The organism is Serratia sp. 201 (assembly GCF_037027545.1).
Taxonomy (GTDB): Bacteria; Pseudomonadota; Gammaproteobacteria; order Enterobacterales; family Enterobacteriaceae; genus Serratia; species Serratia bockelmannii.
This window is the reverse complement of the sequence record NZ_JAXCHC010000002.1, coordinates 813,510-827,080: the sequence shown is the minus strand read 5'-3', so window position 1 is coordinate 827,080 and position 13,571 is coordinate 813,510. Positions and strand designations below refer to the sequence as shown.

The 13,571-nt window shown below is 56.2% G+C and carries 11 protein-coding genes; 2 read left to right on the top strand and 9 right to left on the bottom strand.

All coding sequences use genetic code 11. The features are described from left to right. Nucleotides 1-6 precede the first annotated feature (6 nt). The 4 genes from WA302_RS12245 to WA302_RS12230 all read right to left on the bottom strand — a co-directional run bounded on the left by WA302_RS12245 (nucleotide 7) and on the right by WA302_RS12230 (nucleotide 4,637). Nucleotides 7-918: a class I SAM-dependent methyltransferase gene (locus WA302_RS12245; protein WP_025303319.1), complete on the bottom strand. Its 912-nt coding sequence runs from the start codon at nucleotides 916-918 to the stop codon at nucleotides 7-9. Nucleotides 919-932: 14 nt separating this feature from the next. After that, the gene (locus WA302_RS12240) at nucleotides 933-1,889 is read right to left on the bottom strand and encodes a diiron oxygenase (RefSeq protein WP_025303320.1); all 957 of its coding nucleotides are present in this window, start codon (nucleotides 1,887-1,889) and stop codon (nucleotides 933-935) included. A 98-nt stretch (nucleotides 1,890-1,987) separates the two neighbouring features. Beyond that, nucleotides 1,988-3,169, bottom strand: coding sequence for an MFS transporter (locus WA302_RS12235; RefSeq protein WP_049209473.1), 1,182 nt, complete (start codon nucleotides 3,167-3,169; stop codon nucleotides 1,988-1,990). A 304-nt stretch (nucleotides 3,170-3,473) separates the two neighbouring features. Then, nucleotides 3,474-4,637 carry a colicin-like pore-forming protein gene (locus WA302_RS12230; protein ID WP_226905715.1) on the bottom strand — a complete coding sequence of 388 codons (1,164 nt, stop codon included), beginning with the start codon at nucleotides 4,635-4,637 and terminating at the stop codon, nucleotides 3,474-3,476. 491 nt (nucleotides 4,638-5,128) lie between these two features. Here WA302_RS12230 and WA302_RS12225 point away from each other — a divergent pair, with 491 nt between their 5' ends. Continuing rightward, nucleotides 5,129-6,208, top strand: a complete 1,080-nt coding sequence (locus tag WA302_RS12225) for a transketolase-like TK C-terminal-containing protein (RefSeq protein ID WP_089181047.1) — start codon at nucleotides 5,129-5,131, stop codon at nucleotides 6,206-6,208. Here the strand turns inward: WA302_RS12225 and WA302_RS12220 are convergent, their stop codons facing one another. After that, nucleotides 6,209-6,646, bottom strand: a complete 438-nt coding sequence (locus WA302_RS12220) for a MarR family winged helix-turn-helix transcriptional regulator (protein ID WP_025303324.1) — start codon at nucleotides 6,644-6,646, stop codon at nucleotides 6,209-6,211. It abuts the gene before it with no gap. 154 nt (nucleotides 6,647-6,800) lie between these two features. Here WA302_RS12220 and aceE point away from each other — a divergent pair, with 154 nt between their 5' ends. Further along, nucleotides 6,801-9,476: a pyruvate dehydrogenase (acetyl-transferring), homodimeric type gene (gene aceE / locus WA302_RS12215; protein WP_336064011.1), complete on the top strand. Its 2,676-nt coding sequence runs from the start codon at nucleotides 6,801-6,803 to the stop codon at nucleotides 9,474-9,476. Nucleotides 9,477-9,503: 27 nt separating this feature from the next. On the opposite strand, the gene umuC is transcribed toward aceE, so the two are convergent. The 4 genes from umuC to WA302_RS12195 all read right to left on the bottom strand — a co-directional run bounded on the left by umuC (nucleotide 9,504) and on the right by WA302_RS12195 (nucleotide 13,455). Beyond that, nucleotides 9,504-10,820, bottom strand: coding sequence for a translesion error-prone DNA polymerase V subunit UmuC (gene umuC / locus WA302_RS12210; protein ID WP_049204968.1), 1,317 nt, complete (start codon nucleotides 10,818-10,820; stop codon nucleotides 9,504-9,506). Nucleotides 10,821-11,025: 205 nt separating this feature from the next. Beyond that, nucleotides 11,026-11,757, bottom strand: a complete 732-nt coding sequence (locus WA302_RS12205; protein WP_158523806.1) for an energy transducer TonB — start codon at nucleotides 11,755-11,757, stop codon at nucleotides 11,026-11,028. A 250-nt stretch (nucleotides 11,758-12,007) separates the two neighbouring features. Further along, a complete protein-coding gene (locus WA302_RS12200) occupies nucleotides 12,008-12,925 on the bottom strand; it encodes a FecR domain-containing protein (protein WP_038629539.1) in 918 nt (305 codons plus the stop codon). A 17-nt stretch (nucleotides 12,926-12,942) separates the two neighbouring features. Beyond that, nucleotides 12,943-13,455 carry a sigma-70 family RNA polymerase sigma factor gene (locus WA302_RS12195; protein WP_025303329.1) on the bottom strand — a complete coding sequence of 171 codons (513 nt, stop codon included), beginning with the start codon at nucleotides 13,453-13,455 and terminating at the stop codon, nucleotides 12,943-12,945. Nucleotides 13,456-13,571 lie beyond the last annotated feature (116 nt).

Here is a 13,571-nt window from a genome sequence, read left to right as displayed (position 1 = left end):
GGGTTATCAGGGTTTTACCGCCACGAGGATCGGCAACACGCCGCGTGAGCTGTAGTTGATATCTTTAACCGTGAACCCTGCCTGGGTTATCTGTTGCCTGATCTCTGCTTCTGAAGTGAAATTAAGGTAGGTAGCCTGAATAATGTCGCCAAAGATCGCGAACTCCTGCAAAAGGTCCGCCATTGGCGTTTCATATTTATCCCACTCCCCGGTGGGCGCGTTCTTTTCCGGCGGTGGCGTGAGGAAACTGAGCAACAAGGTTCCCCCTGGTTTTAATGCCTCGAAGAACCGACGATACAAAGCCACCAGCCTGTCCGGGTCAGACTCATACATATTCAGGCCGTTACTGGTAATCACATCGAAAGCGTTTTTTTCTTTTAACTCCCAGGCATTCTGCTGCGAGAATCGGCAACGGTTCGCCATGCCAACGCGCTTGGCCTTTTCGTTGGCGTGATAAAGTGACTCCGGGTCAAGATCAATGCCGGTCAATTGCACCGCGCCATGGCCGCTGTAATCCAAATCCAATAAATCATCCATCACCCCGCACGGGATTGAAGCCAGCGTCTCCGCCTGCGTAATCAACTCAGCCAGCAAGGTCTGATAACGGTAGTAACGCTCGCGCGCCCGGCACAGCAACGAGCGATTCAGAAGCCAGTCTTCCAAAACATGTTCGGCGGGTTTTCCGGCGGGATGCTGGAAAATGTAAGACGTCCAGTAGCCATTGAGGCCGCGGTTATGCAGGAGGAAACGACCAAGCTCAAACTCCGTCAATTGATCGACCAGTTCAAGATTTCTCTCTAATGGAAGAATAAGCGAATTGCTATTCCGTAAACGCGCTTTTATTTCATCGGCCAACATCTTTGTTTCAGTCAAATAGGCCAGTTTAGAATGTGTTTTATGCGAGGCGAAACTATCCATACCCATCTCCATGATTAAATTATCCAACCAATATTTTCGAATCCCTGGCGCACTATCGGCGAATTCAGAATGCCGGTTCGTTTCAAAGCCATTAGCACGTTTTTAACAATGGGGACATCAGGCGTCACTTCAAAACCGCGATAAACCTTATTGATTGACTCCCGGCTGGCTTCGCAATCATGAGTTATCTTCGATAACAGCTCAATGTTAAACTGTTTCTCTGATTCAACATTCAAATACATTTTTACGAAATCAGCGATCTGCCCGCCGATCATCGCCTGATCGTTTTCATCCAACCTCGTCCAGATATAGCCAAGTAATTCGAGAAAGAAAATATAGTGTCTGGACTCATCGTTCATATGGTCATTAACATAGTATTTAATCGATGGATGAACGCCGTCACTATTAAAGAACTCCACCAGCTCTCTCACCAGGGTCGTTTCGAAAATGCACACCGCAATGATCTCGAAAATGTCATGGCAGCGCTCAGGTAACCGTTTCATCACCTCTGTAACGGCCACATAGGCGTCAGAATCCGGGTAACTCAGCGCACCGAGATCGGCATCATGCTCTCTAAGTTGATTGATCATATGTCTGGCGATATAAACATGGTAATACTCATCGATGATGACGGTATAAGCATTCAATTTAATCTGTTCGTCAAATTTGACAGCGAGATCGCCGTAGATAATTTTATTGCATGCTGAGTTAATGAGTTTGATCTCAAGATTAACGATATCATTGAGGTATTTAAACAATGACTGAGTAAGTATTTTTGACTTCCTCTCATTGTCCATGCCGCTCATCATGTCAGCCAAAAATATCGGCTGATTCTCCTCGGGGAAAAATGCGCCAGGAATAGTAAAGTCGATAAATTTACCGGGGCGGGTTCTTATTGATGCGCGCTGTTCCCATTTATCAGTATAGGCGGCAGACAAACCGCCCTTCGAAACCATGGTTTCATTTTCCATAGATATTCTCCAGATGAAGGAATACATGTATTTAAAAAAATCATGCCGATCCCGGCCAAATATAAATATTTAGCCGGGGGTCATGCGAAAACGATTATTTATTCTTCAGCTTTGCTTGGGGATGCCACGATACTCAACATAGACAACAACACGACAACGCCTATCACACTCGCCATCACATAGCTCATTTCCTCCGGCCGCCCGATAAAGACGTAGCTGGCCATCCCCGTGATAGCCACAACCAGCAGCGAGCGCATGCTCATGATATAGGAGGCCGCCACACCATAAATTTCCGGGTAGACACTCATGGAACGTGCGAACAGCGTCGGATAGCAGATAGAAAAACCGAAGCAGAACAGGCTCATCAGCAGGGTAATAGCCCAAGGCGTTGTCGCCGTCAGTAGAGCGAGAATGCTGACGATGGCTAACGCCATACCGATTTTCTCAGCGCGCCGATCGCCACCAAACGCGGCGATAATACGGGCGGAAAAGAGGCTGGGGATTGAAAATGACGCCACGATAATAAAAAAGTGAACGACAAATGCCGACAGCGAGAACGCAAAGGTTTCACGGTAAAGAAAAGCGCTGGAGGCGATGAATACCATATAAGCAGCAAAGAAAAGTGAAGGAATCAACGATAATCGCATGAATTGGAAACTCGCCGTCAGCCGGGCATAGCTTCCCACAATGGCTTTGAGATCGAATGGCGTTTTTTCTTTCTTCGTTTCCGGCAGGAACAACAATTCCAGCAGTACCGCCGCTGCGGTGATCACCGCGACAACCGCATAGTTTCCTCTCCACCCCCAATGCTCATTAATCCAACCACCGGCGATCGGCGCTAGCGACATGAAAATCGAGATACAGGCATTAACCAGACCGATCATGCTGTACATGGCCGCCCCTTGATAACGGTCTGCGATGATCGCGTAAGCCACTACCACCGGCGTGCAAGCCCCCAACCCCTGAATAAAGCGGGACAACATCAAAAGATCGATTGAAGTGGCGTAGGTACATCCCAGAGCACCTAACAGCATGATAGCCCCACCGATCAACATGGTTTTGCGTCGACCAATCGACTCTGACAGTGGGCCATAAATCAACGCGCCAAACACAAATCCCAAGAAGTTATAGGTGATCGTACGCTGAATATGCCCTTCAGAAACACCGAAACTGGCAGCCATATCCGGAAAGCTGGGAACGGACATATCCACTTCAATACACCCAGCCAATAAGGAAACCACAAGGATAAAGGGCAGAGGCACCCACTTTCCTGTCAACATATCCATACTCCAACAGAACATTAATCCGAATGTTAATAACCATGAACAAACTAGGAGAACAATTGTTATATGTAAATATCACTAATGAATAAAGGATGATAAATAGTGTTTTACGTGAAGAAAATCACATAACAGGAAGAAAAATAATGAAATTATCCGATGACGGGGAGATGGCTACATAAGACTAACTACACAGATAAAAATCATCAACTTAAGAACTACATGAGACATGCTAATGCATTGTTCAGGGCGCGTTCATACCCCATAAAAGAGGGGGCATGCCCCCTCTTCTGTCATGAGCTTGTTACATCTCGAGGATGAATTTTTCCAGTTCTCCTGCAAGGGCCGCATCGATATAGCTGGTGGCCCAGCCAAACAGGTAAGCGAAGGCGAAAATGCCCACCGTCGACGACACCAGCGTCGGCGCGAAAAACGCGGCGATAACGGAGAGCGTATACCCTGCGCCGATCGACAACCCGAGCGCTTCGAGCTGGTTGCGGAACGCTTTCCAGTTGCCGGTAGAGAAACCTTCAATCGCGGCGTTTACCAGATCCGCGCCCTTGATCGCCCAGTCCACCCCGGTGAAGACCTTGCCCAATACCCGCGCATTGCGGGCATACTGTTCCGCATCGATCATTTTCAGCCAGGCGACAATCGCCGCTTTGTCCTGCGCCTTGAGCTTTTTGTTCAGGCCCTTCGTCAATTGCTCGTAGGTTTTCTCCGCATCTTGCACGTTGCGGATATATTTTCCTTGAATTCCCGCCTCCAAATCCTTGGCGAGTTTGGCGTATTTCGCGCCGATCTTTTCCGCGATATCTTTATTGATACCTGCGGCCAGGCTGACGCCATCCTTGATGGCTTTTAATTCCGCATTTTGATATTCGACGAATTCCTTAACGATCGTTTTTACCGAGCCGGGCGATTTTACCGGCTTGCCGTTGGCATATTTCACCTCCATGGCATTCAGGTTATCCCCTCTCACCACGGCGATAAACGCGGGCCGGTTCTTATTGGCCTTATAGTAGAGGCTGTAGGTCGCCACTCCGTCTTGCTTTTCCACCTTCAAATGATGAAAACCGTAGTAACTCCCGGTCGTGCGGGTCGTCGAGAATTCGCCGGTTTTGCCGTTGCCATGCCAGCCGCTGACGGGCCGATCGCGATGCGAGTCTGTCACGAAACTGCCTAACGAAGAGGCGCCGATCTGCCCGGCATTCAGGCCATTGTTGCCGCCTTTGCCAGGGGTTGAGGGCTTTCGCGCATGGCCGGTTTCGATATCCCCGATCGCCACTGTCACCCCCTTGGCGTTGACTCCCATCACCAGTCCCCCCAGGCCAATGTGCTTCGCCTGATCGGCCGTCAAACCGGTGGCGGAAAGGCTCAGCGTGCCGGATGGGCTGACGCTTTCAATATGCAATTTCGCATCCGGGTTAATTCTGCGCGCCGCCTTAATCACCGCCGCCAGCTTCATGCGCAGCGCCGGATCGTTTTGGATCGCCGCTATCTGTTGCTGTTCCGGGCTGCTGCCAACGCCGGCGCCGCCGCGATCGCGATCGCCGGAATGGCCTTTATCGCCACCCCCCGGCTCTGGGCCCGTACCGCGTTCAGAACTCCAATTAGTCCCATCCCCTTTGCCACCATAATTAAATCCAGGCATATGCTTTCATCCTTATTTCGTTTTATTTTTAAGATGCCGATATCCTCGTTTAGCGTTCACTAACGCGTGCCTGAGTAATATTGGCAAACCGTTTTTAGCTGCCCGCCATTTATAAAAAAACGCAGAAATAAGGACAACGTATGACGGCTGTCTGGTCGGTGAAACAAATAGGCTCCCTTCCGCAGAACCTGAATATACCGCCGCAGGTCACGCCTGGACGGCGGCGGCCTGTTCAGAAGTCATTGGCATACGTCATGAATTGCAATTACAATCATCGCACTTGCAACTAAAAAAGGGTACTCCGCATGTCGCCTCAACGTATAACACTGCCCGCCGCCTCGGCCAGAACCAAAACCCTGGCCGAAGCCTGTATCCGCAAGATGACCTCCGTCAGCCAAAAAGCCGGCGCCTCGCGCCCTTCTTCCAGCGCCTGGACGGCGCAAACGCTGGACGAACTTAACGCCAGCGGCGACATCTGGCTTATCGACGGCAGAAGGCGCGCCGAGCCACCGAGTTCCCACTACGCCACCGCCTGGCCGCTCTGGTTTGGCCATCAATCAGAGCGTTATGAGAAGCCGCTGTTTTACTTCGTCAACACGCCCTCGGTGGACATGCTTCGCGGGCTTGAGCCGGAAACCAATCGTAAAGGGATTTTCATCAGCGATGCGGATACTGGCAGTGCCGATTTGCCCAAAGGCGTTCAGGCCTGGTTCCCGCTTCAGCTCACGGCCATGCCGGGCTGGTTGCCTTTCGATCCGGCCAATGCCCGAGAAACCGGCGCGATACTCCATCACGCCCTCCACGCGCTCTATCTGGAGGGAACGAGGAAGATGGTGTATCTCGCGACCAACGCAGACAATGGCCCCCTCTCTTCAGGGGAACCGTTTGTCGCAGAACAGGCGTTCAAGGGAATGTATCGTGTCGCCGCCGCGGCAGACTCGCCGTTGCAGGTTCGTCTGTGTGGCGCCGGCCGAGCGCTCGCCCGCGTTCAGCAGGCGGCCAAAGTGTTGAAAAACTGGGGGATTGCGTCTGAAATCTGGAGTTGCCCCAGCTACACGCGGTTGGCGCAGGACGCCGAACTCGCCGACATGCAGCGCCAGGACAGCGGCGGCGAATGCCATCTGAAAACGTGCCTGGGTACCGGGAATGCCCCCGTCGTCGCCGTTACCGACTACTCGCACCTGATTGCCAATCAGCTCAGGCGATTCATTCCCGCGCGCTTTGCCGCGGTGGGCTCAGATTCACGGGTGCGCGGCGAAATCCACTACCCGCAGGCGGAATGGATTGCGCTCTGCGCCCTTAAACTGCTGGCCGACGAGCAGAAAATCCCTTCGGCGCTGATCGCCGATGCGCTGCGCGTTCTGCACATCACGCCCGATGCCTGATCACTCTCTGGCCAGCTGCATCGCATTGTTCAACGCGTCGGAGAAGCGTGCGACCTCTTCTTCGCTGAACTGGTTGAGAAAGTGGGTGTTGACCACCGAACGGTAGATCTCCCACATCTTTTTCCGCAGGGCCTTGCCTTCCTCGGTGATAGTCGCGAAGGAGGCCCGGCGATCGTCATCCGATCGAAAACGCGTGACCAGCCGCTCTTTTTCCAGGCGATCCATCAGGCGGGTCAGGTTGTAACGCTCAATCACCAACACGTCCGCCAGCTCATGCATGCGGCGTGTGCCGTTTTCCCCGCTTTCCAATCCCCATAACACGTCATACCAGGCGTAAACCGGCAGCCCCGCTTCCGACAACTTCGCCTCTATCTTTCTGATCATCGCCCGATGCGCGCGCACAAAGGAGAACCACAGGTCGGGTTGTTTATCTGTCATGTCATTTTTCTCGTCAAAACCGGTGAGTTGCAATTGCAATTGTAAAGGGATAGAGTGGGTTTCGCTATTGTTGCATTTGCAACTCTTGCACTTGCAATTCACTGAATCCCTGTATCGCTCAGCGCCTTATCAGGTAAGTACATTTGGAGCTTTTATGAACCAACCTGCGGTAAAAGCAGATCTCGACCCACAAGAGACGGCTGAATGGCTTGAGGCATTTGAAGGTGTCACTGACATCGACGGCCGTGAACGCGCGCATTTTTTGTTGGAAAGAATGGCCGAAGCCGATCAGCGAAAACACGGTGATTTCTTCAGCATGGTCACCACGCCCTACGTGAATACGATCCCGGCCTATAAGCAACCGACGTATCCCGGCGATCTGGCCGCTGAAGCGCGCATCAATGCGTTTATTCGCTGGAACGCCATGGCGATGGTGCTGCGTGCCGGCAAACATTCCAACGTCGGCGGGCATATCGCCACCTACCAATCGGCCGCGGTGCTTTACGATGTGGGGTTCACGCACTTTTTCCGTGGGCGCACCGATGATTTCGCCGGCGACATGGTGTATATCCAGGGCCATTCCGCCCCCGGCATTTATGGCCGCGCCTATCTCGAAGGCCGCATCGACGAGGAGCTGCTCGACAACTTTCGCCGCGAATCCGCGCGCCGCGGCCTCTCCTCCTACCCGCACCCGCGGCTGATGCCGGATTTCTGGCAATATCCCACCGTTTCGATGGGGCTGGGGCCGCTGACCGCCGCCTACCAAGCGCGCTACATGCGCTATCTGGAATACCGCGAGTTGAAACCGCACCAGGGGAGAAAGGTGTGGGCGTTTCTCGGCGACGGCGAGATGGATCAGCCGGAATCGCTGGCGGCGATTGCGCTGGGCGGGCGAGAAAAACTCGATAACCTGATCTTCGTCGTGAACTGCAACCTGCAACGGCTGGATGGCCCCGTGCGCGGCAACGGCAAGATTATTCAGGAGCTGGAAGGCACCTTCAAAGCCGCCGGCTGGCAGGTGATCAAGGTGATCTGGGGCAGCGGCTGGGACAAACTGCTGCAAAAAGACCGCTCCGGGCTGCTGATGCAGCGCATGATGGAGTGCGTCGACGGCGATTACCAAACCTTCAAGTCGCAAAGCGGCGCCTATGTGCGGGAGCACTTCTTCGGCAAGTATCCGGAATTGCTCGAGCTGGTCGCCGACCTGAGCGACGATGAGATCTGGGCGCTGCACCGCGGCGGCCACGATCCGCAAAAGGTGTACGCCGCCTACCATCAGGCGGTGCATACCCCGGGCAGGCCGACGGTGGTGCTGGCCAAAACCGTCAAAGGGTTTGGCATGGGGGAAGCCGGTGAAGGGCAGAACATCAACCACCAGCTGAAAAAAATGAGCCAGGATGCGGTGAAAGCCTTCCGCGACCGTTTAGGGCTGACCATCTCCGACGCCCAACTGGCAGAGATCCCTTACCTGAAGCCCGAACCCGACAGCGCGGCGGCGAAGTACATCACCGCGACGCGCACCGCGCTGGGCGGCTACATCCCTGCCCGCTTCGGCCAATCCGCTCCGCTGGCGATACCGGAACTATCGCGCTTCGACGGCCTCCTGAAGGGCAGCGGCGAACGCAACATGTCGACCACCATGGCTTTCGTTAATATCCTCGGCACGCTGCTCAAAGACGTCAACATCGGCAAACTGATCGTGCCCATCGTGCCGGACGAGTCGCGCACGTTCGGCATGGAAGGCCTGTTCCGCCAGATTGGCATCCATTCCTGGCTCGGCCAGCTGTATACCCCGCAAGACGCCGGGCAGCTCAGCTACTATAAAGAGGCCAAAGACGGCCAGATTTTGCAGGAAGGCATCAACGAATCCGGTGCGATATCGACCTGGATCGCCGCCGGCACCGCCTACAGCAACCACGATGTCGCGACGATCCCGTTCTATATCTTCTACTCCATGTTCGGGCTGCAACGGGTGGGCGATCTCGCCTGGGCGGCGGCCGACGCACGCACCAAGGGTTTCCTGCTCGGCGCCACCTCCGGCAGAACCACCCTGATGGGCGAAGGCTTGCAGCATGACGACGGCCACAGCCACGTGCTGTCTTCGGTGATCCCCAGCTGCGTCTCCTACGATCCGACCTATGCCTATGAACTCGCGGTGATCGTCCAGAGCGGCATGCGCAGGATGTTCGTTGAACAAGAGGATATTTACTACTACATCACCTTGCTCAACGAGGGCTACCCGCAGCCGCCGATGCCGGCGGGCGTGGAGGACGGGATTATCCAGGGCGCCTATTTGCTCAAACAGAGCGAAACGACAAACCAAGAGAGCCCGCACGCTCAGCTGGTCGCCAGCGGTGCCATCATGCGCGAGGCGCTGGCGGCGGCGGAGCTGTTGGCGGCGGACTTTGGCGTCGCCAGCGATATCTGGAGCGCCACCAGCCTGAGCGAGCTGCGCCGCAACGGCATGGCGGCCGAACGCTGGAACCTGCTGCATCCGGAAGATCCGCCGAAAGTTCCTTATATTCAGAGCCTGCTGGCGGCGCATCCCGGCCCGGTGGTGGTGGTGACGGACTATATGAAGATCGTCGGCGATCAGATCAAACCGTTCTTGCCCGACCGCACCTTTATCGCCTTGGGCACCGACGGCTTTGGTCGCTCGGACACCCGCGAGGCGCTGCGTGAGTTCTTCGAGGTCAACCGCCATTTCATCGCGCTCGCCGCGTTGAAACTGCTGGCTGACGAAGGCCGTATCGCCCGCAGCGAGGTCAACCGCGCCATGGCGCTGTATGGCATCGCCCCCGATAAGCCGGATCCGGCGGCGGTGAAGTAACACTCAGCCTACCCACGCCGCCGGTTGTCACCCGCGGCGTTTTTCTTCCTTCGATTCGGCGGAGCACGGCGCCCGCTCCCCCAGCCGCACCACCGGAATGTCCGCCAGCCGGGTGGTGTAGGCCGGCGACAGCATGTCGCGCTTCATTTGCCACGGCTTGACGATCCCCTGCCCGGCGAACCACACGCGCCCGCGCCCTTCCTGATTCAGGCGATCGAGGGTCGCCATCAGCCGCTCGCTGTTGCGGCGCGGCGGGCAGTCGTCGAACAGATCGATCTGCGCCATGGCGGCGGCGCTGAAATCCCCCAGCACCACGCCGCCCTTCAGGTAACGTCGCCCCTCCTGCCAGATGCTTTCCAGCGCACGTACCGCCATGGCGATGATGTCGCGGCTGTCATTGCTCGGGGTTTGCAGCCGGGCGGTGCCCATATTGCTGTAATACCCTTCGCCCGCCGAATGCGGGCTGGTTTTGATAAATACCGACACGTTGCGGCAATAGCGCTTTTCCTGCCGCAGCTTTTCGGCGGCGCGTTCGGCGTAGCTGCAGATCGCCTCGCGCATGTGTGGGTAGTGCGTCAGCCGCTGGCCGAACGAGCGGGAACAGATGATCTGCTCTTTGGCGGCCGCCTCATCTTCCCACTGCAGGCACGATTCGCCGCGCAGCTCGCGTATCGTGCGCTCCAGCACCACGCTGAAGGTTTTACGCGCCAGCCGGGTATCGCAGTCCGCCAGCTGCAGCGCGGTGTGAATACCCATCGCCTGCAGTTGGCGAGTCAGGCGGCGCCCCACGCCCCACACCTCTTCCACCGGAAGCAACGCCAGCAGTTTGCGCTGGCGCGCCGGATCGGATAAATCCACCACGCCGCCGGTGCCGCGCCATTTCTTGGCGGCGAAGTTGGCCAGCTTGGCCAGCGTTTTGCTCGGCGCAATGCCGACCCCGACCGTCAAATGCAGCTCGCGCCGGATGCGATCGCGCACCCGCTGGCCGAATGGCTCCAGCGCCTCGCAGTGCGCCACGCCGTCCAGCCGCAGAAAGGCTTCGTCCAGCGAATAAATCTCCACCGCCGGCGCCATCTCTTCCAGCGTGTCCATCACCCGGCGGGACATGTCGGCGTACAGCGCGTAGTTGGAGGAGAACACCGCAACGTTGCGGCGGCGCATCTCCTCTTTGATTTTGAAATAAGGCGCCCCCATCGGCACGCCCAATGCCTTCGCCTCGGCGCTACGGGCGATCACGCAGCCATCGTTGTTGGACAGTACAATCACCGGCCGCCCCCGCAGATCGGGCCGAAAGATGGTCTCGCAGGAAGCATAGAAACTGTTGACGTCTACCAGGGCGAACATGGCTACTGCCCCTTCATCGCCAGAGGCCAGACTGGCGTTATCGTCAGTGGGTTGTTATTCATAACGGCACCAGGTTACTGTTCATGCATACAGTATTTGTATTTTTCTGGCGACGATCAAGTAGAAACCACCTCATCGCTGCTATCCGTTTGATGCACTTTGGCTTTTAACTCAGCCCTCCGTTTACCTGGAGCCGAGTTTTTCATTAACGGCGAACTTCACGCAGATCGAAACGAATCGGAATGGTCACGCTGAATTCCGCCTGCCCCGCTGCGATCTCGTTGCCGGGTGCGGGCAGTGGAGAAGCGCGCTGCGGTAACTGAAGCGCCTCCCGGTCGAGCGAAGCAACGCCGCTCGATCGCAATAGCTTCACGCCCAGCACGTTTCCCTGTCGATCCAACGTCACGGCAACCTGAACAATACCCTGGCGCTGCTGGCGTACCGCCAGGGCGGGATAGCGTTTGAAACGGCTCAAATGCGCCAACAGCAGGCCGCTCCAGACCGAGGCATCCTGACTCGGCTGCGACGCCACGCTGGTTTGCGGCGCGGCAACACGCTTTCCATCCAGAGACGGCGGCGCGCTGGTGCTTGATGCTCTTGAGTTTGCAGACGCCATTTTTTCCTGTTCTTCTTGCCTTGGGCGCGGCGGTTCCGTCTTCGGTTTGATGGGGTCGTTCCGTTGCCCTTTGGCCTTGCTCTGCCGCTCCGTTGCACGCGGTGCATGAATCAGCGGAGGCATCGCCGCCTCCGGTTCCCGATTGGCCTGCCGTTGCGCCACCGCCTGTACCTGGCGCACACCGGTTGGCATCGGCTCCGTATTGGGTGTCGATTCAGCCTGCTCGGCAACCATCATCAACACCATCGGTTGCGCCGCGGGCAGCAACGGTGGCACCAGGTGATAACCAAGGCCAAGCAACAACGCACCATGCAGACCCAACGCCAACACATTGGCGGTAGCCCAGCGCCATCGCCCGCCTGTAGGGGGTAAAGAGAAATCGCCAGATAATACGTTGTGATTGAACATAGGGAGCGGTACTCAGGTTAAGCGTAAAACAGACCAACGTACGCAGCGGTCAACGGCAGTCGGGGTATGTCAGAAAGGTCGTTTAGGCACGCGGCACCGGGCAGGTAACGAGAAAGAACAGGTCAATAGAAAAGGAAATGCCCTAATGGCAGAGTAAAAAACTTTAGGATACGGTGATGAAGTATTTTGACAGCATATTTACCCTAACCGGCAACGCGCCGGGCAGTGCCGCGATGACGCGCTCGGGGTCAGCCAGCGGGAACGCACCGGAGAGCCTCAGGCCGGCGACCTCCGGCCGGCAGCGAATAACGCCCTGACGATAACGCCCCAGTTCCATCAGGAAGTCGTCCAGCCGCATGTTGTCGGCCAGCAGCATGCCTTGCCGCCAACCGGGCTCTTGCGTCACGCGATACGGTTCGCCAATGCCTTGCCGGCTTAATCTGCCGCCCTGACCGGCGTTGAGCACCGCGTTCCGATGCGCCGGTGAAAGGATCGTGACCCGGCCAAGATAAACGGCGATATCACTGTAAGTTTCCCACAGGCGAATGCTGAAGCGAGCAGCCTGCACCATGAGCTCGCCCTGCGGCAATCTCACCGTCAACGCACCGCTTTCCGGCGGCAGATTCACCATCATTTCGCCTTCCAGCAATGTGGCCTGCTGACGGCTGACGTTGACCGCCGTTTGCGTGTTCAGCATCAACTGCGCGCCATCCGCCAACGCGACGGTTTGCTGTTCCCCCACCGCCGTACGGTAATCCGCCAGCCAGGGGCGCCATGGCAGCGCGCCCGAACCGACACCAACCGTCCCCACCACGCCGATGGCCGCCAGGCTTCTCAATAACCGGCGACGTTGCGGGTTCGGCAACTGCGACAGACTACGCTGCGCCGCCGCCCCGTTAAGCAGAGAAAAACGGGATGAAAACGCGGCGATATGCCGCCAGGCGCGTTCATTTTCCGGTTTCGCCTGATACCAACGTCGCCAGTTTTCCCTATCCGCGTCGCTTGCCTCTTCCGACATCAGCTGCGTTAACCACGCGGCGGCCTCTCGCGCGCTCTGCCGATCGATATCCGATTCCATCATGGGTTCCGCACCTGCCGTTACGCCGCCAATGCAAAGAAACAGTGCAAATTAGCGCGCTGCAGATATTGTTTCACCGAGCTGGTCGACACCCGTAAACGTTCAGCGATGTCGCAATAACGCATGCCCTGCAGGTGCGCCAACAGGAAAGCCTCGCGGACGTGCGCCGGCAATCCGTCCAACGCCTGATCCAACTGTTCGAGCATTTCGAGGGTTTGTTGACGAACTTCCGGCGAGGGCGCCTCGATCGCCGGCAACTCGCTCAAGGCCTGCAGATAGCTCTCTTCGATTGTTTTACGCCGGTAATAATTCGCCACCAGCCGGCGCGCTACGGTCGCCAGGAAGGGGCGTGGTTGCCGAATGGCGAGCAACTGCGGGCTCAGTAAAATACTGATGAAAGTATCCTGCGCCAGGTCTTCGGCGTGATGCGCACACCCAACCTTCTGTCGCAGCCAATGGCATAGCCAACTGTGATGCTCAAGGTAAAGCTGTTGAGCAAACCCGTTGGCTGCCGCGGCCTCTTTCCTCGCCATTCGGTGACACCAATTGATAATGATATTGAAAATGATAATTATTATTATTTTAAAATTGTAACTTCTGTGTCAAGCGATTGCTGATGATTTATAAACGGCGAAAAAGTAGGGAAATA

What these genes read in the sequence shown, in the direction of transcription:
- WA302_RS12245 (WP_025303319.1), bottom strand. Translation starts at nt 918, where the DNA reads ATGGATAGTTTCGCCTCGCATAAAACACATTCTAAACTGGCCTATTTG.
- WA302_RS12240 (WP_025303320.1), bottom strand. Translation starts at nt 1,889, where the DNA reads ATGGAAAATGAAACCATGGTTTCGAAGGGCGGTTTGTCTGCCGCCTAT.
- WA302_RS12235 (WP_049209473.1), bottom strand. Translation starts at nt 3,169, where the DNA reads ATGTTGACAGGAAAGTGGGTGCCTCTGCCCTTTATCCTTGTGGTTTCC.
- WA302_RS12230 (WP_226905715.1), bottom strand. Translation starts at nt 4,637, where the DNA reads ATGAAGCTGGCGGCGGTGATTAAGGCGGCGCGCAGAATTAACCCGGAT.
- WA302_RS12225 (WP_089181047.1), top strand. Translation starts at nt 5,129, where the DNA reads ATGTCGCCTCAACGTATAACACTGCCCGCCGCCTCGGCCAGAACCAAA.
- WA302_RS12220 (WP_025303324.1), bottom strand. Translation starts at nt 6,646, where the DNA reads ATGACAGATAAACAACCCGACCTGTGGTTCTCCTTTGTGCGCGCGCAT.
- aceE (WP_336064011.1), top strand. Translation starts at nt 6,801, where the DNA reads ATGAACCAACCTGCGGTAAAAGCAGATCTCGACCCACAAGAGACGGCT.
- umuC (WP_049204968.1), bottom strand. Translation starts at nt 10,820, where the DNA reads ATGTTCGCCCTGGTAGACGTCAACAGTTTCTATGCTTCCTGCGAGACC.
- WA302_RS12200 (WP_038629539.1), bottom strand. Translation starts at nt 12,925, where the DNA reads ATGATGGAATCGGATATCGATCGGCAGAGCGCGCGAGAGGCCGCCGCG.
- WA302_RS12195 (WP_025303329.1), bottom strand. Translation starts at nt 13,455, where the DNA reads ATGGCGAGGAAAGAGGCCGCGGCAGCCAACGGGTTTGCTCAACAGCTT.